Source organism: Caproiciproducens sp. CPB-2 (assembly GCF_036287215.1).
Taxonomy (GTDB): Bacteria; Bacillota; Clostridia; order Oscillospirales; family Acutalibacteraceae; genus Caproiciproducens.
The window spans coordinates 1,363,103-1,386,631 of record NZ_CP142860.1 but is presented as its reverse complement, the minus strand read 5'-3'; the positions used below and the strand labels follow the sequence as shown (position 1 = coordinate 1,386,631).

The 23,529-nt window shown below is 50.8% G+C and carries 20 protein-coding genes and 1 tRNA gene; 8 read left to right on the top strand and 13 right to left on the bottom strand.

Going from position 1 to position 23,529, the window contains the following annotated elements; genetic code table 11:
- Positions 1 to 31: 31 nt before the first annotated feature.
- Positions 32 to 1,429 (bottom strand): L,D-transpeptidase family protein, encoded by a 1,398-nt coding sequence (locus VXK30_RS06850; protein WP_275713984.1) that lies wholly within the window; start codon positions 1,427 to 1,429, stop codon positions 32 to 34.
- 165 nt (positions 1,430 to 1,594) lie between these two features.
- On the opposite strand from VXK30_RS06850, the gene dcd reads away from it, so the two are divergent.
- From dcd to VXK30_RS06835, 3 genes are all read left to right on the top strand, one after another.
- Complete coding sequence (gene dcd / locus VXK30_RS06845) at positions 1,595 to 2,131, top strand: dCTP deaminase (protein ID WP_275713982.1); 537 nt, start codon at positions 1,595 to 1,597, stop codon at positions 2,129 to 2,131.
- 80 nt (positions 2,132 to 2,211) lie between these two features.
- Entirely contained in the window at positions 2,212 to 2,871 is a 660-nt protein-coding gene (locus tag VXK30_RS06840) for an endonuclease III domain-containing protein (protein ID WP_275713981.1), read from the top strand.
- Between the two features lie 125 nt (positions 2,872 to 2,996).
- Positions 2,997 to 3,743 (top strand): EFR1 family ferrodoxin, encoded by a 747-nt coding sequence (locus VXK30_RS06835; protein WP_275713978.1) that lies wholly within the window; start codon positions 2,997 to 2,999, stop codon positions 3,741 to 3,743.
- Positions 3,744 to 3,996: 253 nt separating this feature from the next.
- Here VXK30_RS06835 and VXK30_RS06830 read toward each other — a convergent pair whose 3' ends face one another.
- Entirely contained in the window at positions 3,997 to 4,821 is an 825-nt protein-coding gene (locus VXK30_RS06830) for a hypothetical protein (RefSeq protein ID WP_275713976.1), read from the bottom strand.
- Between the two features lie 197 nt (positions 4,822 to 5,018).
- On the opposite strand from VXK30_RS06830, the gene VXK30_RS06825 reads away from it, so the two are divergent.
- From VXK30_RS06825 to VXK30_RS06815, 3 genes are all read left to right on the top strand, one after another.
- Positions 5,019 to 5,681 carry a CPBP family intramembrane glutamic endopeptidase gene (locus tag VXK30_RS06825; RefSeq protein WP_275713974.1) on the top strand — a complete coding sequence of 221 codons (663 nt, stop codon included), beginning with the start codon at positions 5,019 to 5,021 and terminating at the stop codon, positions 5,679 to 5,681.
- A gap of 63 nt (positions 5,682 to 5,744) precedes the next feature.
- Positions 5,745 to 5,924: a DUF4177 domain-containing protein gene (locus VXK30_RS06820; protein ID WP_275713972.1), complete on the top strand. Its 180-nt coding sequence runs from the start codon at positions 5,745 to 5,747 to the stop codon at positions 5,922 to 5,924.
- A gap of 51 nt (positions 5,925 to 5,975) precedes the next feature.
- Complete coding sequence (locus VXK30_RS06815) at positions 5,976 to 6,758, top strand: DUF169 domain-containing protein (RefSeq protein ID WP_275713970.1); 783 nt, start codon at positions 5,976 to 5,978, stop codon at positions 6,756 to 6,758.
- Positions 6,759 to 6,827: 69 nt separating this feature from the next.
- Here VXK30_RS06815 and VXK30_RS06810 read toward each other — a convergent pair whose 3' ends face one another.
- Positions 6,828 to 7,595, bottom strand: coding sequence for a MerR family transcriptional regulator (locus VXK30_RS06810; protein ID WP_275713968.1), 768 nt, complete (start codon positions 7,593 to 7,595; stop codon positions 6,828 to 6,830).
- 216 nt (positions 7,596 to 7,811) lie between these two features.
- Between VXK30_RS06810 and VXK30_RS06805 the strand changes: the two genes are divergently transcribed.
- A complete protein-coding gene (locus tag VXK30_RS06805) occupies positions 7,812 to 9,089 on the top strand; it encodes a glycosyl hydrolase family 18 protein (protein ID WP_275714319.1) in 1,278 nt (425 codons plus the stop codon).
- 44 nt (positions 9,090 to 9,133) lie between these two features.
- Here VXK30_RS06805 and mgtA read toward each other — a convergent pair whose 3' ends face one another.
- Both mgtA and VXK30_RS06795 read right to left on the bottom strand, forming a co-directional pair.
- Positions 9,134 to 11,788, bottom strand: coding sequence for a magnesium-translocating P-type ATPase (gene mgtA / locus VXK30_RS06800; protein ID WP_275713966.1), 2,655 nt, complete (start codon positions 11,786 to 11,788; stop codon positions 9,134 to 9,136).
- Between the two features lie 158 nt (positions 11,789 to 11,946).
- On the bottom strand, positions 11,947 to 13,164 hold the full coding sequence (locus tag VXK30_RS06795) for an O-antigen ligase family protein (RefSeq protein ID WP_275713964.1): 1,218 nt from the start codon (positions 13,162 to 13,164) through the stop codon (positions 11,947 to 11,949).
- A 288-nt stretch (positions 13,165 to 13,452) separates the two neighbouring features.
- Between VXK30_RS06795 and VXK30_RS06790 the strand changes: the two genes are divergently transcribed.
- The gene (locus VXK30_RS06790; RefSeq protein ID WP_275713962.1) at positions 13,453 to 15,792 is read left to right on the top strand and encodes a cation-translocating P-type ATPase; all 2,340 of its coding nucleotides are present in this window, start codon (positions 13,453 to 13,455) and stop codon (positions 15,790 to 15,792) included.
- 3 nt (positions 15,793 to 15,795) lie between these two features.
- Here VXK30_RS06790 and VXK30_RS06785 read toward each other — a convergent pair whose 3' ends face one another.
- From VXK30_RS06785 to VXK30_RS06750, 8 genes are all read right to left on the bottom strand, one after another.
- Positions 15,796 to 16,668: a polysaccharide deacetylase family protein gene (locus VXK30_RS06785; RefSeq protein WP_275713961.1), complete on the bottom strand. Its 873-nt coding sequence runs from the start codon at positions 16,666 to 16,668 to the stop codon at positions 15,796 to 15,798.
- A 97-nt stretch (positions 16,669 to 16,765) separates the two neighbouring features.
- Positions 16,766 to 17,704, bottom strand: a complete 939-nt coding sequence (locus VXK30_RS06780; protein WP_275713960.1) for an alpha/beta fold hydrolase — start codon at positions 17,702 to 17,704, stop codon at positions 16,766 to 16,768.
- A gap of 89 nt (positions 17,705 to 17,793) precedes the next feature.
- The gene (gene trhA, locus VXK30_RS06775; protein WP_275713959.1) at positions 17,794 to 18,480 is read right to left on the bottom strand and encodes a PAQR family membrane homeostasis protein TrhA; all 687 of its coding nucleotides are present in this window, start codon (positions 18,478 to 18,480) and stop codon (positions 17,794 to 17,796) included.
- 77 nt (positions 18,481 to 18,557) lie between these two features.
- Positions 18,558 to 19,457 carry a radical SAM protein gene (locus VXK30_RS06770; RefSeq protein ID WP_275713958.1) on the bottom strand — a complete coding sequence of 300 codons (900 nt, stop codon included), beginning with the start codon at positions 19,455 to 19,457 and terminating at the stop codon, positions 18,558 to 18,560.
- A complete protein-coding gene (gene pgeF / locus VXK30_RS06765; RefSeq protein ID WP_275713957.1) occupies positions 19,454 to 20,296 on the bottom strand; it encodes a peptidoglycan editing factor PgeF in 843 nt (280 codons plus the stop codon). The genes VXK30_RS06770 and pgeF overlap by 4 nt, the downstream gene beginning before the upstream one ends.
- Positions 20,297 to 20,453: 157 nt before the next feature.
- The gene (locus tag VXK30_RS06760; protein WP_275713956.1) at positions 20,454 to 21,335 is read right to left on the bottom strand and encodes a 3'-5' exonuclease; all 882 of its coding nucleotides are present in this window, start codon (positions 21,333 to 21,335) and stop codon (positions 20,454 to 20,456) included.
- A gap of 1 nt (position 21,336) precedes the next feature.
- Positions 21,337 to 23,157: a translational GTPase TypA gene (gene typA, locus VXK30_RS06755; protein WP_275713955.1), complete on the bottom strand. Its 1,821-nt coding sequence runs from the start codon at positions 23,155 to 23,157 to the stop codon at positions 21,337 to 21,339.
- A gap of 142 nt (positions 23,158 to 23,299) precedes the next feature.
- Positions 23,300 to 23,375, bottom strand: a tRNA-Gly gene (locus tag VXK30_RS06750).
- Positions 23,376 to 23,529 lie beyond the last annotated feature (154 nt).

The window sequence follows — 23,529 nt, the reverse complement described above, 5'->3', positions numbered from 1 at the left end:
GGTGAGCGCTCGGGCGAGTGATTATCCCGTTTTATCCTTCTTTATAACTAATGATGGGGGTCCCTACTTCTATATTTTCAAAAATCGTTTTCGCCAGATAGAACGGGGCATTGATGCATCCGTGAGTCCCGTTTCTTTTATAGATCTCTCCTCCAAAGGAATACCTCCAGCTGGCGTCGTGCAATCCTGTATTTCCGAAAAAAGGCATCCAGTAAGTGACATTGGCTTCATATCCCTGGCCGCTTAAGACGGCGCCTTCCTGTTTGTAATTGAGCATGTAAACCCCGGTTACAGTGGACCATCCCCTGTTGGGGTTTCCGGTTACCACGGAACCGCTGGCCAGGAGCTTTCCATCCAGATAAAACCACACATGCTGTTTCGTTATGTTGATTTCCAAATAGGTATCGCCGATTTCATCTTCCCCTCTGGATAAAGCCCTTTGGACATAGACCGGTTCTTTTTCCACTACCTCGCCGCGTGTTATATTTTCCAACAGCGCTTCCGCTTCGGCATCCCGGTCGATTTTCCATCCGTAAAGACCGCCTTTCACCGTAACGGTTTTCCCCACAGATGTTTTGAAGTTTCTTGCCGCTCCGACCGTATCGTATTTTCTGCCCAATTCATTTACATACTTTTGAACTGCGGCTTTATTGATTACAACATCTAAATCTTCGCTGACAGTAAGCCATTTATGGATGGCATCCCCATTCACTGTTTCCTTTTTACCGTCGAATTGATAAGTAATATTGGCTGATACATACCTGTTCAGCAGGTTCTCTACTATGTGCGTTTTATAAGAGCTCAAGGTATATTTTGGCTCTTTGTAGCAATGCTCCTCCTCTAAATTTAAATTTGTTTCTCCTCTCTCAATACTCGTCTTTATGGCTTTGTTCAATTGATCCTGAATGATTGTATTTCCATATACTTCTTTAACCGCTTCGTATAACCCGTTGGAATACTGAAAACTGACATTTTGCGGTTCCGCGGCAGTCCTATTGAAACAATTCAGCTGGTCAATTTTATTTTTTAGAAGGTCCTGATTGTAAACATATAAATCACTGATCGTATATTTTTTACCTTCGAATAACGAGCCCATCCATTGAAACGGTCTTTGCAGAGGATAAATTCCGGAAATCCCGACTTTTTCATGATACTGCAAGTCTATATCGCGTCCTGCTATCTTCTCTGTTTCCCCATTTCTTTCCGTTAACTGCAGTTCATAGCCTTTCATATAGTCTCTTATCGCCTGATTTGCAGTGCCGTACGCTTTTAATGAGACATTCGCTCCATTTATTTCCGTATTGAAAAAGAAATGACTGCAGAAGTACAGCGAAATCAATGAATAGATCAATGCAACGGAAGCGGCTGAAATGGCGATATTTGCCACAAGTCCGCTTTTCAGAAGTTTTTTTATATCAATATGTCTCATATGGCTCTATCCCTACCATCACATCTATAATCAATCCTATCATATGTGCGCATTTTTGCTTTTAAAACTCTAATACCGCAGTTAACTTCTTTTGCGTTTACAGATTTTAGCTGATATAATACTTAACAAGTACGTTGTTTATAAAATGCAAAGGAAGGATCCATTATGATTTTATCGGATAAAACCATTATTAAAATGTTAAAAGAAAAAACATTATTGATAGAGCCGATCAGGGAAGAGCAAATACAGCCCGCAAGCGTAGATATCCGTCTTGGAAACACATTCAGTATTGTGGAAGACTCACCCGACGGAATCATTACCTTACAAAATGAAATCAGATATAAAACCATTCAAACGGATAAATATCTTCTTCTCCCCGGACAGTTTGTCCTTGCCACTACGTTGGAGTATTTTGTAATGCCCGATAATCTGACCGCATTTGTTGAGGGAAGAAGCTCCCTTGGAAGATTGGGCCTGTTTATCCAAAACGCCGGATGGGTGGACCCTGGATTTGAGGGAGAAATCACTCTTGAATTATTTAATGCGAACCGCTGTGCGATCGAACTGCAGTCCGGCTGGAGAGTGGGACAGCTTGTATTTGCCCAAATGGATGATATTGCCCTCAAACCCTATCAGGGAAAATATCAGGGGCAAAAAGGTGCCACAGGTTCAAGAGTGTTTATGGATAAAGAAAAAAAGTGACATTTCTGTTCTTTAAAGCAGGCAGAAGCAAATTGGAAGCCGGATTTATAAGTGATCTATTGAATCAAGGGGACAAATCCATGTCAAACAAATCAAATTGGATTTACAATAAGCTACTGGAATACTATGGAGATCTCGGCTGGTGGCCGGGGAATTCCTATGAAATTATGGTCGGAGCCGTTTTGGTTCAGAATACGGCGTGGGGAAATGTTGAACGGTCGCTGGCAAACTTCGGCGGCAGGCTTACCCCTGAATATGTTGAAGCTTTGCCGCTGGATGAATTAATCAGGCACATCTATCCCAGCGGATTTTACTCTGCAAAAGCGGTCTGTTTGAAAAACGTAACCGCGTGGTATCAACAATATGGATATTCCGTGGAAACGGTTCAACAACAGCCGCAGGGCAAAATCAGAAGGGAACTGCTTTCCATAAAGGGAATCGGGCAGGAAACCGCCGATGCCATCCTGCTCTATGTCTTTTATTTCCCCGCATTTGTAGTCGACGCTTACATAAAAAGGCTGGCAGAAAGGCTGTCTGTCCCTGTGGAACTGGAATACAAACCGCTGCAGACATATTTCACCGAGGGGCTTGAGAAAGACGCCATACTATTCGGCAAATACCATATATTGATTTTGGAGCACGGGAAAAGGCACTGCAGAAAGAAGCCTGTATGCGGTGGCTGTCCATTCATAAACGAATGTGATTTTCCGAAGCGGCAAAAAAGCATGCCTTTGCAGTAATAAATCCTGTAGCCAAAACACGTTGATAGGCTGCACAAAAAGAGCAGCTATAGGGAATATAACACGCAAATAAACAGAATTCTTGTGTCAACAAGAAGACGTCACAGAAAGAAGGTCATGCTGCAATGGTAATATACTATAGCTCAACTGGTAATTCAAAGCATGTTGCTATAAAACTGCACGAAACATTTCAAGGGGATCTGGTGGATGTTTGTGAGTTTGAAGAGCCTGCCGTATTTTACTTAGAAGATGGGGAGCCTCTATTTCTGACGACATTTAATTGTTTTTGGGGGATTTCAGACCGGATGGAAACATTCATCCGAAAAAGTGAATTTATGAACGTCAGTAAAATTGTCGTTATTATCACATGCTGCGGGTATTTAGGCGGAGGAGACGCCGCGATAGAAAAGCTTTTTTTAGAAAAAGGACTTCCTAAACCAACCGTCTACTCCCTCGTCATGGTCACAAACTATTCGATACTGCATGACATACCATCCTTGGAGACGCAGAAAAAGAAATTGATTCATGCAGAAAAAGTCCTTCATAAGATCATTGAAGGGACACAAAAACCTTATCGGAGCAACTGGCTCATACGCCGATTAACGCCCGGCATTCACACTCATTATGAGAAAGCCCGAAGCACTTCCCCCTTTACTGTGGACCATTCCTGCATTCGTTGTGGGCTGTGTGTGAAGAACTGTCCGGTTCATGCGATAGAAATGAAAGAAAACAAGCCGTTTTGGGTGCTCCCGAAATGCGATAATTGCCTGCGTTGTCTTCATCATTGTCCGGTTGCGGCAATCAACTATGGAGATTCCACCCGGAATCGTCTGAGATATACTTACGAGTCTTGCCTGCAGAGGTTTTTATAAATTTTAATTTATCCGTCTGATTATGAGCATATTGTGATGGTGAGATAATAAAAGTCATTGATTGCTCAAGTTGATGGATCATTGCAAAGGTACATCAAAATGAGATGCAAAATTATAGAAGAACGTATGATACAGCACCATTGCAAAATGGGAAACCGATAGATTGCGTCAGTTTCCCATTTCTTTTTATTGGTGCATTTAGCGGCGCCGGAATCATAGCGGGTTTTTGAAAACGCTGCTAAGCAGTTTCCCGTCACGTTGCGAAATTGTTCCAAACGGAACTTTCCGTACGAAATCCTTGCGTTTCGTTATACGGAATAGAAATTTCGGCATGGTCGCCCAGCGTATAGATCACAGTGAAACTCACAACTATTCCGTCCTTTTTGAAATAGAGCTCGGACTGGTCCAGACTGTCCTTTAAAACCTGAGGTGTAAAATATGTCTGAAGTTCTTTGGAAAGCTGCTTTTTTACGGCCGCATCCGCCGCTTTGTACAAAGCGCCATTATTCACAATCAGGTCCTGTTCCATAACGGCCTTTTCCGCTTTCAGATCATAATTCACTGTGCGAAGCGACCGGAACGTATGCGTATTGTCTTTTGTCAGGAAAGAAGTCTCAAACACCGCGCTGACAAAATCTTTTGAACTAAATTCCACACGTCCGGCTGTTTCGGCCGTGATACCCGTCGATTTACTATCCGCCTTTACGTTGTCCATAGTACTGAGAGCTTCCTTTTTCATCTGCGAATCGACTCCGGCATATCTGTTTCCTTCAAATTGCGGGTATTCTGCTCTGATCTCCGTATCGCCTTTTTTGTATTCCGCAGAAATCGTAGACGGCGCCACCCCGAAAGGTATGGCGGAAGAAACGCCGGAAACCGTACCGCCGTTTTTTGACGGGACCTGTACGGCAGAACCGGAAGTTTCCGATGTCTGAGAGGAACCTGCGGCATCGGAGCCGGACTCCTGTGAACTTTTCGGTGCGCTCTGTGCGGTGGGTATCGCGTGGATTTCCGAGCCGCATCCGGCAAGCGCAGTCAGTATAGCCATTCCGATACAAAAAGCCATCCATTTTTTCATAAATCAGTGCCCCTTTTTAATAATGCAAGTTTGATTTTGCTTGTTCCATTATAGACTTCGTTTCCAAAAGTTTCCAGTTACAGATAAGTAATTATGGTTACAAGGGTCCGATATTGTCAAGGCAACCCGAATACGGAATTTCCGTGGGGCAGAAAGCATATGTAAATTCTTTATGAAGCGTTAATTGAGGGATTGTAATGCTAACTAAAAAAGTTAAAAACGTTTTAAGCCCGGCTCTCATTGTGATACAATATTTGATATTCATGGGCTGCTGTCTCGCTTACGAAAAGCAGCAGGGTTTATTGATTCGTTTGCCCGAGATAACAGCACTGAATATTGGAAAAAGGGCTTTACATGATTCTATAAGTTTATTCCCTGTGATCGTGCTACTAATCATTACGCTGTTTAAGGATAAAACATTAAACAATTTAGGAATTACCTTAAAAAGGCCCTTGCTTATTATTGCCTTGTTCTCAATATACCTAATTATGTTTTTTCTCAATGGTGACTTTTCGATGAAAGGGTATTATTCGGCCTTTTTCTATTTGATTATTGTCGCATTTCCGGAGGAATTAATTTTCAGAGGATATTTATTTTCGAAAATAGAGGAGGAAACGGGATTCTGGATAGCCGCAATTATAAGCGGTGTCCTTTTCGGTGCAGCACATTCGTTGGTGCCGGCTATTCTGTATGATTTTACCCTGAGACAATTAATAAGATCAATTTTATCCAATTTATTAGGTCAGGGGATATTGATAAGCGGAGTTTTTGCTCTATTATATAAAAAGAGCCATACTTTGTTTGTCCCGGTCTTAATTCATGCTGTTTTGGATTATTCCAGTATCTTATTTATAAAATGACATTTCGGTTATGGGCATATTTTTGATATACTGATTTTTAATCGTACTATTAAGGAGTTTAACATGTGGGAATATACAACAGTGACTTTCAACAGCCTCTTTGACACGGTGAAAAGCTTAAAGAGGAAAAGCGATGCGATGCTGGAACGGTACGGCAAAGACGGCTGGGAATTTGTGAACTTTCAATGTGCCGGCGGTCTGGGTTCTATGATGATCTTTGCGTTTAAGAGAGAAAAGAAATAAAAGGGCGTTAAAGAGAAAAACCGGCCTCAATGAAGAAAGGAGAGCAGAACCATGGAGAGCAAAATTGCAAACGCAGTCAACCTTCGTTACTCGCCCGTAGCCGTTCTTTTTTCCGACAGCAAGCCGGAAGGCGCCCTGCAATTCGCACAGGGGCGTCACGGCTGCGTGGCGGCAATGCTGATGTCCGCGGCAAAAGGAAGAACCGCCGCTTTTGACCGTCAGACATTCGGCTGTCTGGGCGGGGGGACCGGGCTTGGCTTCGGCAATCAATACACCAAATTTCCCGGCGGAATCGAGTATTACCTTTCGACGGGCAATCAGGAGTTTGCCCGCAGCGAGGCCGCCAAAAATTTTCATACCTCCACCCCGCTGGATATAGGGGAAAGATATTATAAGACCCCGGAACTGGCAAAAAAGTTCATCGATTCCCTGCCTATGACGGACGTCCCGACCGAATATGTCCTGTTTCAGCCGCTGGAACAGGTGGACGGGAACGAAACGCCCGAAGATATCGTATTCCTGGCAAATCCGGACCAGCTTTCCGCGCTGATCGTCCTGGCCAACTACGACAGGGAAGCCGGAGAAACGGAAACCGTGATCGCCCCCTTCGGCGCCGGATGCCACAGCGTGTGCATTCTGCCGTTTGCCCAGGCAAAAAAGGAACATCCCAGCGCGATTATCGGCATGACGGATATCTCTGCGAGAAAATACATCGATAAGGACCTGCTCTCCTTTGCCGTCCCCTATCAGATGTTTTTGCAGATGGAAAACAACGTGGAGGGCAGTTTCTTACAGGGCGCGACCTGGGCGAAGGTATTGGAGAGAAACCAATAACACAGATCATTCTATCTACAGACAGGCGGCGGACAGGATTTTATCCTGCCCGCCGCTTTCCTTTTACGCTTATTCGCTTTTTGTACCGGTGTAGACGAGAACCGCGTCACGCAGAAACGCGGCCAGCCCCGGCTGGTGCTTGTCATAATAGGCGGTGAAGCGCGGATCGTCCACATACATCTGCGCGACCCCGGCGTGCGCTTCCCTGCTGTAGCTGTCCCAATAGAAGGTCAGCCACTGACGGTGCAGGTCCGCCGCCCGCTGCGCAAGCTCCCCGGCGGGGTCCCCCGTCCGGTAGGCGCTGAGAAGCGTCTGCATGATTTCCTCACCCAGGGCGGTAACCCGGCCGTACTCTTCCTGCGTCATATTCTTCAGCTTTCGGTTGCTTCTGCCTACCGCTTCTTCTCCGTACTTCTCATGGATTTCCGCTCCATATTTCCGTTCGTTTTCGTCAACGAGCTTCTGCTTAAAGCCTTCAAATTTTTCCTGATCGGCCATATCTGTCTCTCCTTTCGCATAAGCCAGTGTTTTTTCCACATTGGCGATGAGCGCGTCGAGCCGCGCCCTTTTGGCAAGGAGCTTCTCACGGTGGGAACTCAGCGCGTCCTTCACGGCAAAATCCGGTGCGCTGAGGATCTTCCCTATTTCCTCGAGGCTGACGTCCAGCTCACGGTAAAACAGGATCTGCTGCAAACGGTCGACCTGATCCTGCCCGTAGATACGGTATCCGGATGAGTTGATCCTCGCCGGCTTGAGAAGATTGATCTCATCATAGTACCGCAGCGTACGTGTGCTGACACCCGACAGCCGCGCCAGCTTCTGAATCGTGTATTCCATGAAATTCCCTCCCTGCAAAAAGATCATACACCTTTCCGTTGCGTCAATGTCAATAGCCTGTTTTTTCCAGTCAATTTTTATTTTTGCTTTTACCGCTGCGTTCTTTTTTGGTCAGGAATACACCGGAATTTCCTCTCATATACTGGTAGAAAGCGGTTCTGTGCAAAGAAAGGACAGCCGCTTACCGCCATTTTATAAGGAAAAGGTGTGATGGATTTGGTGATACATATCGTGCGGCAGGGGGACAGCATCTATTCCCTCTCCAGACGCTACGGCGTTTCCATACAGAAAATCATTGCCGACAACAGCCTGGAAAATACGGAACGGCTGATGATCGGGCAGGCGATTGTGGTGGACGCGGACAGTGTCGACCACACCGTGGCTTCCGGAGAGTCGCTGTATTCCATTGCCCGGCGCTACGACACCACGGTGTTCCGCATTCTGAGCGCGAATCCCTCTATCACCGACCCCTCCAGAATCAGGGCAGGCCAGGTCATTACGATTCCCCTTTCCACCGAAAAGCTGGGAACCATCGATGTAAACGGATACGCTTTCCCAAACATCAACACCACTACGCTCGAAAACACCCTGCCCCATCTCACCTATCTCAGCATTTTCAGCTATCAGGTCCGTCCGGACGGCAGTCTGGCCCCCATACAGGATACCCCGCTGATTCAGGCCGCATGGAATCAGAATGTCGGTCCCATGATGGTCATTACCAACATTCAGGAGGGAGCCAGCTTTAACAGTGATCTGGCCCATACCATTCTGGCGAATCCGGATATTCAGAATACCCTTTTGGAAAATATCGTAAGGACGCTGAACGCAAAACAATATTACGGGCTGGATATCGATTTTGAATATATCTTTCCAAATGATAAGAACAACTATAACAGCTTTATCAAAAAGGTCGTCGACAGGCTGCGTCCGCTGGGCTATATCGTTACCACCGCTCTCGCGCCGAAAACCAGCGAGGGACAGACGGGGCTGCTGTACGAGGCGCACGACTATGCCGCGCACGGCACCCTGGTGGACCACGTCATCCTGATGACCTACGAATGGGGCTACACCTATGGGCCGCCCCGCGCGGTCGCCCCGGTCAATCTGGTGGAGAACGTGCTGCAATACGCCGTTTCCGTCATTCCCAGCAAAAAGATCCTGATGGGGATTCCCAATTACGGCTACGACTGGACGCTGCCCTTCGTTCAGGGCAGCGCCGCCCGCTCCCTGACCAACCCCGGCGCCGTCAGCCTCGCGTCCAGAGTGGGCGCGCAGATCATGTTCGACGAGGAGGCACAGTCCCCCTTCTTCAATTACTATGAAAACGGAAAACAGCACGTCGTCTGGTTCGAGGATGCCCGAAGCATTCAGGCAAAGCTCAGGCTGGTGGATCAATACAATCTGGGAGGTGTCAGCTACTGGACCATCAACAGTTTCTTCCCCCAGAACTGGATCGTGCTGAACTCCATGTACAATGTCAGAAAAGTAAGATAAGCAGAAAGAAGGGCCTGAGCGGGATGCTCAGGCCCTTCTTTCCGTTACAGCCATGAACGGTTTTTTCTGATATAGAGGGACTTGACGATCTGCGCAAACAGGGTATATCCCAGTACAATCACCGCCAGCCAGCCGAAATAGGGAAGCGGCAGAGCCGCCAGCCCAAGATATTCGCCGAGCGGCGTAAACGGGATCGCTACGCCGATCGCCATAATCACCGTAGTCAGAAGGACAACGGGAGAAGCCGCGCGGCTCTGGATAAACGGCAGCTTCGGCGTGCGGATCAGGTGGACGATCAGCGTCTGCGAGATCAGGCTTTCCACAAACCAGCCGGCGTTGAACAGCGCGACCAGCGCCGGATCGGAGGCCGTATTGCAGCCGAACACAAACCACATCAGCAAATAAGTCGCGATATCGAACACGGAGCTGACCGGTCCGATAAAGATCATAAATTTGCCGATGCTCGAAGCCTCCCATTTACGCGGCACGCGCAGGTAGTCCTCATCCATATTGTCCCACGGGATGGAAATCTGGGAAATGTTGTACAGCAGGTTCAGCACCAGAATCTGTACCGGCATCATCGGCAGAAACGGCAGGAATGCGCTGGCAACAAGCATGGAAAGCATATTGCCGAAATTGGAGCTTGCCGTCATCTTAATGTATTTGATGATATTTCCGAATATTTTCCTTCCCTCAATCACGCCGTGCTCCAGGACCATCAGGTCTTTTTCCAGCAGGATGATGTCGGCGCTCTCCTTGGCGATGTCCACCGCGGTATCCACGGAAATCCCGACGTCCGCCTTGCTCAGCGCCTGCGCGTCATTGATGCCGTCGCCCATAAACCCGACGGTATGGCCCAGCTCCTGCAGCGCGTCGACAACGCGCGCCTTCTGAACGGGGGAAAGCTTCGCGAAAACAGTGGTATCCTCCACCTGCTTTAAGAGCTCGCCCTCGCTCATTTTCTCCAGTTGGGAGCCCAGCAGGATTTTGTCAACCGGCAGGCCGACCTCGCCGCAGATTTTCTGCGTAACCCCTTCATTGTCGCCGGTCAGCACCTTGACCTGTACCCCGTACTCCTTCAGGGCCCGTATGGCGGTGGCGGCGGATTCCTTCGGCGGGTCCAAAAGGCCGAGATAGCCCATCAGCGTCATGCCGCTTTCGTCCTTGACGCCGAAAACGCCCTCCACGGCCGGATTCTTTTTCTGCGCGACCGCAATCACTCTCATTCCCTGTGCGTTGAGCTCGTCCGTCATGCGCACGACCTGTTGGCGCAGTTCGCCGGTCAGCGGGACAACCTCCCCGTCGTATTCGCAGAAGGAACAGATCTCCATGACCTCTTCCACGGCGCCCTTTGTGATCACCTGCGCCTCTCCGGTTCTGTTTTTCAGCACGACGCTCATTCTGCGGCGGGAAAAGTCAAACGGAATCTCATCGACCTTTGTGTATTCGTTGTTCAGATAGGTGATGCTCTCTTCTCCGGCCTTCTCAATGACGGCCAGATCGATCAGATTTTTCAACCCGGTCTGGAAATAGCTGTTCAGGTAGGCGTGCTTCAGGACGCGGATGTCTTCCTCCCCCCGCACGTTCAGATGGCGTTCGATAATGATCTCGTCGCGCGTCAGCGTACCGGTTTTATCGGTGCAGAGGATATCCATCGCGCCGAAATTCTGGATGGAATTCAGGTGCTTGACCACTGTCTTCTGGCGCGACATACTGACGGCGCCCTTGGCAAGGTTGGTGGTCACGATCATCGGCAGCATCTCCGGCGTCAGGCCGATGGCGACCGAGATGGCAAACAGCAGCGCTTCAATCCAGTCGTGCTTCGTGATGCCGTTGATCAGGAAGACGACCGGCACCATCACCAGCATGAAGCGGATCAGAAGATAGCTGACGGCGTTGACGCCCTTGTCAAAGCTGGTGGGCGCGCGGTCGCCCGAAAGCTCCTTTGCCATATTGCCGAAATAGGTGAAGTCCCCGGTGGCGAGCACAACGGCGGTAGCGGCGCCGCTGATGACGTTGGTCCCCATAAAGCAGATATTCCGCAGATCGAACAGGTTATGCCCTTCCGTGGTCTTACCCGGCTCCGGATATTTCTCCACCGGTTCGGCTTCGCCGGTCAGGGCCGACTGGCTGACGAACAAATCCTTCGCCTTCAAAATCCGGACGTCCGCGGGAATCATGTCGCCGCCGGACAGCACAACAATATCGCCGGGCAGCAGTTCCGCCATAGGAATCTCTTCCCGCCCGTTTTCGCGGCGGATCACCGTCGCGGTCGTCTTGACCATGGATTTCAGCCCTTCCGCTTCCTTTCCGGAACGGAATTCCTGAAAGAAGCGCAGCCCCCCGCTTACCAGGACCAGAAAAAGAATGACGATCACGGCCGCCGGGCTTTTTTCGTCCGGCTTTGCGAGGACCACCTCCGTCAGGAAGGAAATCGCGGCAATAATCAGCAGGACAAGGGTGAACGGGTTGACAAAGGCTTTGATCAGCTGCACGTACCAAGGCTTTGGCTTCTCATGGGAAATCTCATTGCTTTTGTACTCTTCGGAAAACATTTCCACATCGACAATGTCCAGTCCCTTTTCCCTCGTTTTCAGGGCGGAGAGCAGCATGTACTTCTCCATTCTGGAGTACTCCGCCAGCTTTTGCGCAATGGCCTGCGCGCTGATTCCGGTTGCCTGCAGTTTATTCTTTTTCATTTTTTGCACCTCTCTTTCGGGAATGAATCAAGCATAGAAATCCCCCTGCCGGATTTTGTGAGGCAGGGGGACAATAAACCGTATTGCTATCACATACTATTCAACTACAAGCAGATGATAGTCTCTTTTCTGCGATAAGTCAAGACCAAACCAGAAAATCAGTTTTTCAGGTAGACAGGCTGTGCCTTGACGTCCTCGGCGTAGTCCGGAATGAGCGAAGGCAGACGCAACCTGCGCTCGAGGTACTCCGACCCGATACCTGTCGACGAAAACATCAGCAGGAACATCATTCCCGTCTGAATCCAGAAAATCGTAACGTCGGTAAGGCCGTGCACGGAGACCGCAACGACGGCGGCAAGGACAAGAATATTCAGATCTCTGCCCAGATTGTTCTTAAACCGCAAAGCCAGCAGTTTCAGCTGCATAGCCGCATAAAAACCGATTGCGCCGAACCCGATAAAACCGAAATTCAACAGGGTGTCCAACAGCAGATTATGGCAGTGGTAGGTTTTGTACCCGCCCAGCTGCTCACAGATCATCTGATAGGAAAGCGCGCCGGTTCCCAAAAACGGATGGCGTACAATCCCCTTGATCGCGGTTGTCCAAATTGAAATCCGCTGTCCGCAGGTGCTGTCGATCGCTTCCAGCCCCCTTGGGAAAATCGACGGAAAAATAAGGCTGACGGAAATAAACGCAGCCGCAAGCAGCACCAGGCCGCCAGCCAACCTGTATCTCTTTTTGTAAAACAGGACGGTCATAACCGCGCACGCGGTGGCAACGAAGGCCGAAAGGCTCGCTGACAGATAAAGCCCGACCAGATTGATGCCGATAACGCCCAGATAAAAGTTTTTGTTCTTTGCCTTTGTAAAAATCCGATAGATGGCAATAATGATAATAAATTCAATCATCATGCCGTAGCAGTTCGCGTTGTGAAACGCGGAAACCGGGCGGTATCGGGGCGCGGCGCCGTAAGCGGTGATCTTCTGAAAAACCGCGATCATCGCGCACCAGATACTCGCAATACAGGACACATCCATGACCTGATCGAAAAGCTGGCGCGTCATGACGCTTCTGACATAAAAGGCGCAGGTCGCGGCGGCCAGAATCACAATGGCATAGAGCATGCCCCAGTAATTGTTATAGGTGGCGGACACAAAAAAAGGAATGATTAAAAAGCCGAGCAGATATTTGGAGTACGGAGACGAAAAAGCTTTCGTCCTTATTTTGCAGTTCATCATCGTCATCACGGCGATCCCGCAGGTTACGGCAACGCTGAAATAAAAGGGAGTAAAAATAGAGACTGTCAGCAGCAAAACGAGCAAACTGTCAAAATCCCGGACAGGCAGCTTTGTCTTCTGAAAATCAATGTTTATCATGCTGATAAGGGCCAGACCCCTTTCTTCACATATTCCTACACTGTTAAACGGTGGACCCAATTCATCCACGATATCTTATACCGCTTAATTATACTCATAATGCAAATACGAAACAAGGTAAAATATCAATCGAATATCCCGCTTGGCCAAATCACAATTTGGTGATTTCGACGGAAATTGTTGCGAAATTTTGAAGTTTTTTTCAAATATTTATTACAATGACAAAAAAGCGGCTGACTATAGTATAATGAATTTCATTAAGATTAATACACGGACGGGGATAAATTCATGATGGATGCAAGCAAAATTTCCGGGCTTTCGGAAGAAGAAGCGGAAGCGCGGCGCCGGCAGGGTCTGGTAAACGGCACAGAGGAAATAAAAACCAAAACGGTCGGACAAATTATTCACGGCAACCTGATCACGCCCTTCAATATAGTAAATGCAATTCTCGCGGGCTTGATTTTAATGGTGGGTTCCTACAAGAACCTGCTGTTTATGGGCGTCATTTTTTCGAACATCCTGATCGGGACCATTCAGGAAATCAAGGCAAAAAAGACGATCGACCGGCTGAAGCTGATCGCCGCGCCGAAAGCGCATGTTCTGCGCGGCGGCGTCAAGCGGGACCTTCCCGTCAGCGAGCTGGTGCTGGACGATATGATGGTGCTTTCCTCCGGAAATCAGGTCTGCGCCGACTGTGTGATCGCGGACGGCGAATGCGAGGTCAACGAAGCGCTGATTACGGGCGAAGCCGACCTGATCGTCAAAAAAAGCGGCGACCATCTTCTGAGCGGAAGCTTTATCGGGAGCGGAAGCTGCCTTGCGAAGGTCGAACATATCGGAGCCGAAAATTACGCGGCAAAAATTACGCAAAGCGCCAAATACCTGAAAAAGCCGAATTCCGAAATCATGACATGGATCAATAAAATCATCAAATACACCGGGTTTTCCATTATCCCGATCGGCCTGATGCTGTTTTACAAACAAATCTACATTTCGGGACAACCCTTCAACCGCGCGGTCGTCAGCACCGTGGCCGCGCTGATCGGCATGATTCCGGAAGGGCTTGTCCTTCTGACCAGCGTCGTGCTGGCGGTGAGCGTGCTGCGCCTGGCCCGCCACAAAGCATTGGTGCAGGATCTCTATTCCATTGAGACCCTCGCCCGCGTCGATACGCTCTGCCTGGACAAAACGGGAACCATTACGGAGGGAACCATGCAGGTGGACGCTGTTGTCCCCCTGTGCGACATCTCCCGTCAGGAGGCCGGGGACGCGATCACCGCGGTGATGAAGGCGGTCAATGACGACAATCCGACCTCCAACGCTCTGAAGGCGCTGGACCGCAAGCCCCCCGCGTGGAAATGCACAAATACGGTCGCGTTTTCTTCCGCTCGAAAATGGAGCGGGGCGAGCTTTCAGGAAGCGGGCAGCTTTCTTGTGGGCGCGGGCGAGTTTATCCTGAAGGACGGCTTTGAGCAGATCAGGCCGGAGGTTGAAAAATATTCCTCCCGGGGGCAGCGCGTGCTGCTTCTGGCCCACAGCAAACATCCGCTGGACGGCAGCGGCGTACTGCCCGCCGACATCTCTCCCCTTGCGCTGATCCTCCTGAGCGACAGAATCCGCAGGAACGCAAAGAAAACCCTGGAATATTTTTCTTCCCAGGGCGTCGATCTGAAAGTGATTTCCGGCGACAACGCGGTCACGGTCGCCAATATCGCCAAAAAGGCCGGGCTGAGAAAGGCCGACAGCTATATTGACGCGACCACGCTGAAAACCGATGAAGAGCTGAAGGAAGCGTCGGCGAGATACTCCGTATTCGGGCGCGTTACGCCGCAGCAGAAGCTCGACCTGATCAAAGCATTAAAAGGGCGGGGACGCACGGTCGCCATGACCGGCGACGGCGTGAACGACGTGCTTGCTTTAAAGGAAAGCGACTGCAGCATCGCGATGGCCTCCGGCAGCGACGCTTCCAAAACGGTTTCGCAGGTGGTTCTTCTGGATTCGGATTTCTCAAGCATGCCCCGCATTGTCAACGAGGGGCGCCGCTCCATCAACAACCTGCAGCGCTCGGCCTCCCTGTTTCTTGTAAAAGCGATATTTTCCGCGATCATCGCGGTGCTGTTCATTTTTTGCAGCTGCGACTACCCTTTCCAGCCGATTCAGTTTACGCTGATTAACGCCGTAACCATCGGATATCCGTCGTTTATCCTGGCGCTCGAACCCAACCGGGAACGGATCCGGGGCAGGTTTATTGTCAACGTGATCAAAAAAGCGCTGCCGGGCGCGCTGACAATGGCGCTGAACATCGTTCTGCTCGTGCTTCTTTCCGGATTCCTGAATTTTACACAGGAGCAAATCTCCACGCTTGCAGTGATCATTACCGGATATACCGGCCTGATGACACTATTTAAAGTCTGCATGCCGTTCAACCTGAAGCATGCCGCGTTATTTTCCGTCATGGCCTCCGCTTTTATCATTGCGCTGGTTTTCTTCCAGTCGTTTTTTGCCGTGGTGGACCTGACCCTGCCCATGGTGCTGGTGCTGGTGCCCATGTTCCTGGTGGCCACAAGCCTGATGACCGTCATCCTGCATATGATTGAAAAGGTGATCATGAAAAAAATCGGAAATTAGGCCTCATTCCAGTTTGATTTTCCGGAAGTAGGCCTCCGTCGTCATTTTGCCGGGCCGGAGGTACCTGCCGAGGCCGTAAAGGCATTCGGGGTCCTCCGTAATATAGTTCATCCGGCTCTCACAGGTCAGGCTGGCCTGAAAGCCGAGCTTCCGGATAATCGGTACCGACGCGCCGCTGATGGCGCCGAACGGATAAACAAACGCGCTGGGAGTATGGCCGGTATGCTCTTTTACTTCCCCCTGCATTTTGCTGAGGTCCTCTGTCAAAAGGGAGGTGTAGCTGCTGACGCTTTCTCCCCGTTTCATTCCCGCCCCGAGCCGGCCGTTTTTGTTTTCATGAAGATTATAGGTATGATTCTGAATTTCCACACGGCCGGATGCGATCATTTCATTCAGTTCATCCCAGGTGCAGTGTGAATAATTGGCATGCTCCGGGCTGACGCTGTCGGAAAACAGGTCGGTATAGTAGCCGATTGGGGAAAGCACCATTTTCATATTGTATTTTTTAACGAGAGGATAAGCGTAGAGATAATTGTTGTAGTACCCGTCGTCAAACGTGATCATCACGGGCTTGGACGGCAGCGGCTTCTTCTGGTTTACATAATCCAGCAAATCCTGTACGTCAACCGCCGTATAGCCTTTTTTCCGGAGATACTGGAGATCTTTTTCAAAGAGATCCGGTGAAATGACATACACTCCCTGATAGGATTTATCTTTCAGCATACTGTGATACATCAGGACAGGCAACTTGATCCCCTTGCCGTTATCCGTCGCTTTGGCGGGGTTCACCGCGCCGAAGGCGATGATCAGCACAATGGCCGCCGTGGTAAATAACATCAGGGACAGCCTGCGGTTCATGCGGACAGTTACAAACATAGGAATTCTCCTCCTATGGAAATATATGGAGCACGACCGGCAGATATCACAAAAGGACAGGGCAAAGCGTTGGCTTTGCCCTGTTTCCTTTGGGAGTTTATTTTTTTGTTACGGACACAAGAAAGTTTTCTATTTCACCATAGACTTCCTGTTTATTGGTTTCGCTCAGAAGCGCGTGACGCGCCCCGGGATATAGAACCAGGCGGACATCGTGGCCGGTTCTCCTGAGCCTTGCCGCAACCTGTTTGACCCCTTTTCCAAAATCGCCGACGGGGTCTTTTTCGCCCGACAGCAGCAAAATGGGAATTTTCGGCATCTTCTTAAACCAGCGGGAAGAACTGATTTCGGCCTGCAGGTAAACGATATCCCGGTAGCCGGAAACAGTCAGGTCAAACCCGCAGAGCGGGTCTTTCGTATATTTCTCCACCTCGGCCTCATCGCGCGAAATCCAGTCGTTCGGCGTCATAAACGGCGCAAAGGCCTTGTTGTATTTCACGGTGGAAAGCTTTGCAAAAAGCGGATCGTGGCTTTTTTCGCCCTTCTTTTTGACAATGGCATCGCCGAGCCGTTTCTGGGCGGTAAGCACCCCCGAGCCGGGACTGCCGCAGGTACCCATATAAATCACCCCGTCCAGCTCCTCGCCGTATTGGGCGGCGTAGGAACGGGCCAGAAAAGAACCCATGCTGTGTCCCATCAGCACATACGGCACATCGGGATAATCCTTGCGGATCAGGGCATACAGCTTATGCATGTCTTTTACAAGGTTCTGACAGCCGCCTTTGCCGAAATAACCGTACGCCCCGCCAGCCGAAACCGATTTTCCGTGGCCAAGATGATCGTTGATGGCCACGGCGTAGCCGCCTTTAGCCATTTGGCGGGCAAAATCCATGTAAAGGAGGCTGTGCTCCGCCATTCCATGAGCAATCTGCAGCACAGCCCGGACATCCGCCTGATCGGCAGGCTCCATAATCCGTGCAAAAATCCTTTCGTCATCTGCACAGGAATCAAAAGACATCTGTCTTTCTACAATATCCAATTGCGTCACCTCTTCATGCTGCGATTGTATTCTGTGTATTCATTATATCGCAGAAAAAGAGGAAAATGTGATACGATTTGTAAACAAATTTATACGGAAATATGATAAATGACCAAATAATGAAAAATGGTTCCCCCAAGCACAAACAAATGCCACACGGAGTGCATATACTTGACTTTTTTCCCCACTCCGTAAATCACCGCGCCGACTGTGTAAAACACGCCGCCGGCAATCAGGTCAAAAATAGCGCCCGGGTCAAGGTGCGTGAGCAGCGGCTTGAAAAAGAAGATCACAAGCCAGCCGAGGGCCAGATAACAAATCATGGAAAACGTTTTGAAGCGCTTGAGATCGATCGCGTTGAGCACGATGCCGACAACGGCCACTGTCCAGACAATCGAAAACATGACCCAGCCCGTAACCCCGCCGAAGCACAGCAGCGAAATCGGCGTGTAGGTTCCCGCAATCAAAAGAAAAATGGTGCAATGGTCGAGTATCTGGCAGATTTTTTTTCCCGGGCAGACCCCGAGCGCATGATAAAGCGTGGAAACCGTATACAGCAGGATCATGGTTACGCCGAAAACGGAATCCGCAGCAAGCGTCAGCGGATCGGGGTGCCCGTTGACCAGGAGCGCAGCAAAGCCCGCTATCGCAAGACCGGCCCCGACCCCGTGCGTGGCAGCGTTGATCACTTCTTCCGTCATGGTATAACTGGGAAGCTCCAGCTCTTTGCGGCGTGCGGTCCTCCATTCGGATTTGCTCATACTGTTATCGTTCATAATATCAACTTCTATCATAAATTATTTTATGTAGTATTAAAAACTATATAACAGTTTACAACGACGCTTTCCGTTTGTCAAGAGCCTGCCGAAACGCCTTCCAGATTAAAAGGAGGAATAAAGCTCCGGCTCGCCGATTCCATTTCCTGCACGAAGCCGTCCAGATTCAAACGGAACAGATGCTCCTGAACCTTTTGATATTCCCGTTTTGTGATTCTGCGGTTGATTTCGGGGTAATCCGCCGCTTTTCCGCAGGGCACATACTGCGCCATCAGGCTGACAAGCGCCCCGTCCGGCAGATTTTCGCCCAGCCAGTCCAGAACGGCAAGGGAATTGCGCGTATTGCCCGGCAGAATCAGGTGCCGCACGATCGTGCCGCGCGTCATCATCCCCTCGTCGTCAAATTGGGCCGGGCCGGTCTGCCGCGCCATTTCCAGCACGCAGGCCTTCGCGCGTTCCGCGTAGTCCGGCGCGCCGGAATATTTCAGGGCAATCGGGTCATCCGCGTATTTCAGATCGGGAAGATAGATATCGATCAGACCCTCCAGCAGCTTCAGCGTTTCCAGGCTTTCGTAGCCGCCGGAATTGTACACGACCGGAATCCGGGATTTTCTGAGTTTCAAAGCCTCGATGACGGCGGGGACAAACTGTGTGGGGCTGACCAGATTGAGGTTGTGCGCGCCCTGTTCGGCAAGGCGGTCGAAAATATCCGCAAGTTCCCCTACACCGACTGTTTTCCCCACCGCCTTTTCGGTGCTGATCCGGTAATTCTGGCAGAACACGCATTTCAGGCAGCAGCCGGTAAAAAAGGCCGTACCGGAGCCGCGTTTTCCGCTGATACAGGGTTCCTCCCAAAAATGCAGCGCCGCGCGGGCGACGACGGGATCGGTCCCCAGCCCGCAGAACCCGGCTCCTTCGGTTTCCGTCCGTCTGGCTTTGCAGGCGCGCGGACACAGCATACAACGCTCCGTTGTCATGCTTTTTCCCCCTTCAGGCACATCATCGCGGCAAGACCCCCGCGTTTTCCCCCGCTGGCCCGGTGGGACCAGAGCCACTGCGCGTTGCATTTTGTGCAGAGCTGCGCCACCTCGATATTCTGTGCGGGCACGCCCGCTTCCATGAGGATGCGCCGGTTGGCCTCCCATAAATCGATCATATATTTTCCCCCGCCTTTCTCAACGATGAATTCGTGCGGACGGATTTCGGTCAGCGCGGCAAATTCCCTGTAAACTGGGGCATCCACCTCAAAGCAGCATGGGCCGATGGACGGCCCGACGGCGGCAAGAAGCTCCTTCGGGCTGCTGCCGAACTCCCGGACCATGGCTTTGACCATTTCGGCCCCCATTTTGGCAACGGTACCGCGCCAGCCCGCGTGGGCAAGGCCGATCGCGCGGCGCTCCGGGTCGAGAAAGAACAGCGGCACGCAGTCGGCGTAAAAAGTGGTCAGGGTCACGTTTGTTTCATTGGTGATCAGTCCGTCCACGCTGTTCCTGTCCTTCGGCTTCCAGACGCCTGTTCCGCGGTGTTCCGGCCCCACCCGGCGCACAATCGTGTGGTGGTCCTGGGCCGACGCAACCAGCGTGGAATAATCGAAGCCCGCCGCGGAACAAAACCTCTGAAAATTCCGCACCACGTTTTCGTCGCTGTCGCCCCGTCCGAAATTCAGGTTCATAGAAGCGTATTCCCCTTCGCTCACACCGCCGGTCCGGGTGGAAAAGGCGTGATTGACGAAGCCGTATTTTTCAAAAGAGGGAAAAGTCAGAAAGACAACACCGTCTTTTTGCCGCAGCTCCATATTTTTACCGTTATCGCTCATAATACCTCCGTAGATTGGTTATTCCCGCCTGAAACGGGTCTATGCGAGCCCGCCCAGGCTGGGAAAGCTCTCTCAGGATATTCCATAAAAAATCAGTATGATTTTAGCATAACAAAAAGGGGAATGCAAATCCGGGCGTAAAAAAAGAGGAGAGCTTTCAGCTCTCCTCTTGAGGCCCTTCGTCCTCCGTTTTATCCTTTTCGGCATTGACCGGAAGGATCGTCTTTTTTACAACCATGCCCTCGTATTTCAGCTTGAACTGCACCCGGCCGTAAAACCTGCGGTGACAGTGCCAGCAGATGAACTCCGCGCGGTAGCTCTTGTTCTTGAGCTGCCATTCGCTCGTCCTGTGCGCCCGCCCTCCGCAGAGATCGCATTTGAAATGCATATCGCTCCGTTTGATCAGCGGGTTGTTCAGATCGCAGACAATCAGCGTCTTGAAAAGGATCCGGTTGTAAAACTCATCCGTTGTCGCGTCCTGAATAAACGGTTCCAGCTGCCCGGGGGCATACAGCTTCTGAAAACATCGCAGAGACAGCAGGCTGTCTCCCAAAGCACGGTGATGGTCAAAGCCATCCTCGTCGATATCCAGCAGCTGTGCGGAAGTACTCAGGCCCATTTGCTTCGCCGGGTCGTAATCGAGCCTCTTTTCGCAGTAGGCCTGAAGATCGACATAGCGCTTCAAAAAGGGGATACGCTCGTTGCCGCAAAAGTAGCGGCAGTTTTCAATCAGCGCAAGGACATCCGACGTACCCCACGTCATGAACACCGCGTCCCCGGCCCATTTCCGGAACCGGCTCACAACCTGCATGAACTGCAGCCCGTCCTTCAGGTCCTCGTTGGTAATACTGGTCAGCGTCTTGATCTTCCCGCTGATTTTCTTGCCGACCTGCGGACGGATCAGGGCCTCAAAGGTATCGACTACGTTCAGGTCGCGGTCCACCTTCACCGCGCCGAACTCAATGATCTCGTTCATAAAGCCCTTGAGCCGGCGGTTGTAGGTTCCGTTCCATTCCAAATCAAGTATTACAAAACTCATATCATTTATTTTTACTCGCCTGTTTCATCCGAAGCTCTTTGCTCAGTACCATCTTACGCATGCGGATGCTTTTTGGCGTCACCTCGACCAGTTCATCGTTGCGGATAAACTCAAGGCTCTGTTCCAGACTTAAAACCGTGTGCGGAGTGAGCTTCAAAGCATCGTCCGAACCGGAGGCGCGGGTATTGGTAACATGCTTCTTCTTGCAAATATTGACGACGATATCGTCGGATTTCGGGCTGGCGCCGACAATCATGCCCTCGTACACCTCAACGCCCGGCCCGATAAACAGGCGGCCGCGGTCCTGCGCGTAGAAAAGACCGTAGCCGGTGGACTCGCCGGTTTCGTGCGCGATCAGCGAACCCTGCGCGCGCGTCTGGACGTCGCCCTTATACGGCTCATAGGAATCAAACACATTGTTCATGATTCCGTTGCCGTTGGTGTCCGTTAAAAATTCCTGACGGTAGCCCATCAGGCAGCGGGCCGGAATCTTGAACTCGAGATGGGTCATGCCAGTGTCGCGCGTACCCATGTTGAGCAGTTCGGCCTTGCGGTTGCCCAGCTTTTCCATGACGGCGCCGACGTAGCTGTCGGGCACTTCGATCATGAGCAGTTCCATCGGCTCGCATTTTTTCCCGTCGATGGTCTTATAGATCACGTGCGGCGCGGAAACCTGAAACTCGTAGTTCTGGCGGCGCATCTGCTCGATCAAGATGGAAAGGTGCAGCTCGCCGCGCCCGGACACCTTAAAGGTATCCGCGGAGTCGGTCTCTTCCACACGCATGGCGACATTGGTTTCCACCTCTTTAAAGAGGCGGTCGCGCAGGTTGCGCGAAGTGACGTATTTGCCCTCTCTTCCGGCGAACGGGCTGTTGTTGACCATGAACATCATCGAAACGGTGGGCTCGTCTATCTTAACGAAGGGCAGCGGCTCAATACAGTCCGGTGCGCAGGCGGTTTCCCCGATATTCAGCCTGGTAATGCCGGAAACAGCGACCAGATCGCCCAGCTTGGCTTCCTGCACCTCCACCCGCTTCAGGCCCTCAAACTGATACAGCTTGGCAACCTTTACATTCTTCTGCTCGCCGTCACGGCAGCAAAGGACGACGTTTTCCCCGCTGTGGACCTCGCCGCGCTCCACGCGCCCGATCCCGATCCTGCCGACGTAGTCGTCGTAGTCGATATTGGAAAACAGGACCTGTGTCGGCCCGTTCAGATCGCCCTGCGGCGCGGGGATATACTGAAGGATGGCGTCGAAGAGCGGGGTCATATCCTTCCCCGGCACATCCGGGTCCAGAGTGGAGTAGCCGTCGCGGCCGGAAGCGTAAACGACCGGGAATTCCAGCTGGTCGTCATTGGCGCCCAGCTCAATAAACAGGTCGAGCACCTCGTCCACAACCTCCGCCGGCCTCGCGCCCGGACGGTCGATCTTGTTGACCACCACCAGCGGTTTTTTGCCAAGGCCGAGCGCCTTTTTCAGCACGAAGCGCGTCTGCGGCATACAGCCCTCAAACGCGTCCACCAGAAGCAGGACGCCGTCCACCATCATCAGGATACGTTCCACCTCGCCGCCGAAATCAGCGTGTCCCGGAGTGTCCACGATATTAATTTTGACGCCGTCGTACATGACGGCCGTATTTTTGGAAAGGATGGTGATGCCGCGTTCGCGCTCAAGGTCGTTGGAGTCCATGACCCGCTCCGCAACATTCTCATTGGCACGGAAAATGCCGCTTTGTTTCAGCAGCTGATCGACCAGCGTGGTTTTTCCGTGGTCGACGTGTGCGATAATTGCAACATTTCGAATGTCATTTCTTAAATCCATAATTGATATTCCCTCTTTAATCTAAGTTCACAAAACTTTAATATTATATCACATTCCCATAGGTTTGTGAATAAGCGCCGCGAATAAAACGCGGGCCTACCCAACAAAAAAGCGCCGGCAGTATACCGGCGCTTCGCAATATTGGAGCGAACGACGAGGCTCGAACTCGCTACCTCCACCTTGGCAAGGTGGCGCTCTACCAGATGAGCTACATTCGCAGATTTGGTGCGTGAATAATTATATGACAAAACCTGACCTTTTGTCAAGGGAATTTTCAAAAATATTCTCCCCCTTTTTTCAATTCCCTATTTCGCATCCTTATGCTATAATAACAGACAAGACTAAAACCGAATTGTTAGGGAAAGGTGACCC

Excerpts from the sequence above, each read along its gene's own strand:
- trhA (WP_275713959.1), bottom strand. The coding sequence starts at position 18,480 with ATGAACGATAACAGTATGAGCAAATCCGAATGGAGGACCGCACGCCGC.
- VXK30_RS06790 (WP_275713962.1), top strand. The coding sequence starts at position 13,453 with ATGATGGATGCAAGCAAAATTTCCGGGCTTTCGGAAGAAGAAGCGGAA.
- VXK30_RS06785 (WP_275713961.1), bottom strand. The coding sequence starts at position 16,668 with ATGTTTGTAACTGTCCGCATGAACCGCAGGCTGTCCCTGATGTTATTT.
- VXK30_RS06770 (WP_275713958.1), bottom strand. The coding sequence starts at position 19,457 with ATGACAACGGAGCGTTGTATGCTGTGTCCGCGCGCCTGCAAAGCCAGA.
- pgeF (WP_275713957.1), bottom strand. The coding sequence starts at position 20,296 with ATGAGCGATAACGGTAAAAATATGGAGCTGCGGCAAAAAGACGGTGTT.
- VXK30_RS06840 (WP_275713981.1), top strand. The coding sequence starts at position 2,212 with ATGTCAAACAAATCAAATTGGATTTACAATAAGCTACTGGAATACTAT.
- VXK30_RS06850 (WP_275713984.1), bottom strand. The coding sequence starts at position 1,429 with ATGAGACATATTGATATAAAAAAACTTCTGAAAAGCGGACTTGTGGCA.
- dcd (WP_275713982.1), top strand. The coding sequence starts at position 1,595 with ATGATTTTATCGGATAAAACCATTATTAAAATGTTAAAAGAAAAAACA.
- VXK30_RS06820 (WP_275713972.1), top strand. The coding sequence starts at position 5,745 with ATGTGGGAATATACAACAGTGACTTTCAACAGCCTCTTTGACACGGTG.
- VXK30_RS06825 (WP_275713974.1), top strand. The coding sequence starts at position 5,019 with ATGCTAACTAAAAAAGTTAAAAACGTTTTAAGCCCGGCTCTCATTGTG.
- VXK30_RS06795 (WP_275713964.1), bottom strand. The coding sequence starts at position 13,164 with ATGATAAACATTGATTTTCAGAAGACAAAGCTGCCTGTCCGGGATTTT.
- VXK30_RS06830 (WP_275713976.1), bottom strand. The coding sequence starts at position 4,821 with ATGAAAAAATGGATGGCTTTTTGTATCGGAATGGCTATACTGACTGCG.
- VXK30_RS06815 (WP_275713970.1), top strand. The coding sequence starts at position 5,976 with ATGGAGAGCAAAATTGCAAACGCAGTCAACCTTCGTTACTCGCCCGTA.
- mgtA (WP_275713966.1), bottom strand. The coding sequence starts at position 11,788 with ATGAAAAAGAATAAACTGCAGGCAACCGGAATCAGCGCGCAGGCCATT.
- VXK30_RS06760 (WP_275713956.1), bottom strand. The coding sequence starts at position 21,335 with ATGAGTTTTGTAATACTTGATTTGGAATGGAACGGAACCTACAACCGC.
- typA (WP_275713955.1), bottom strand. The coding sequence starts at position 23,157 with ATGGATTTAAGAAATGACATTCGAAATGTTGCAATTATCGCACACGTC.
- VXK30_RS06835 (WP_275713978.1), top strand. The coding sequence starts at position 2,997 with ATGGTAATATACTATAGCTCAACTGGTAATTCAAAGCATGTTGCTATA.
- VXK30_RS06810 (WP_275713968.1), bottom strand. The coding sequence starts at position 7,595 with ATGGAATACACGATTCAGAAGCTGGCGCGGCTGTCGGGTGTCAGCACA.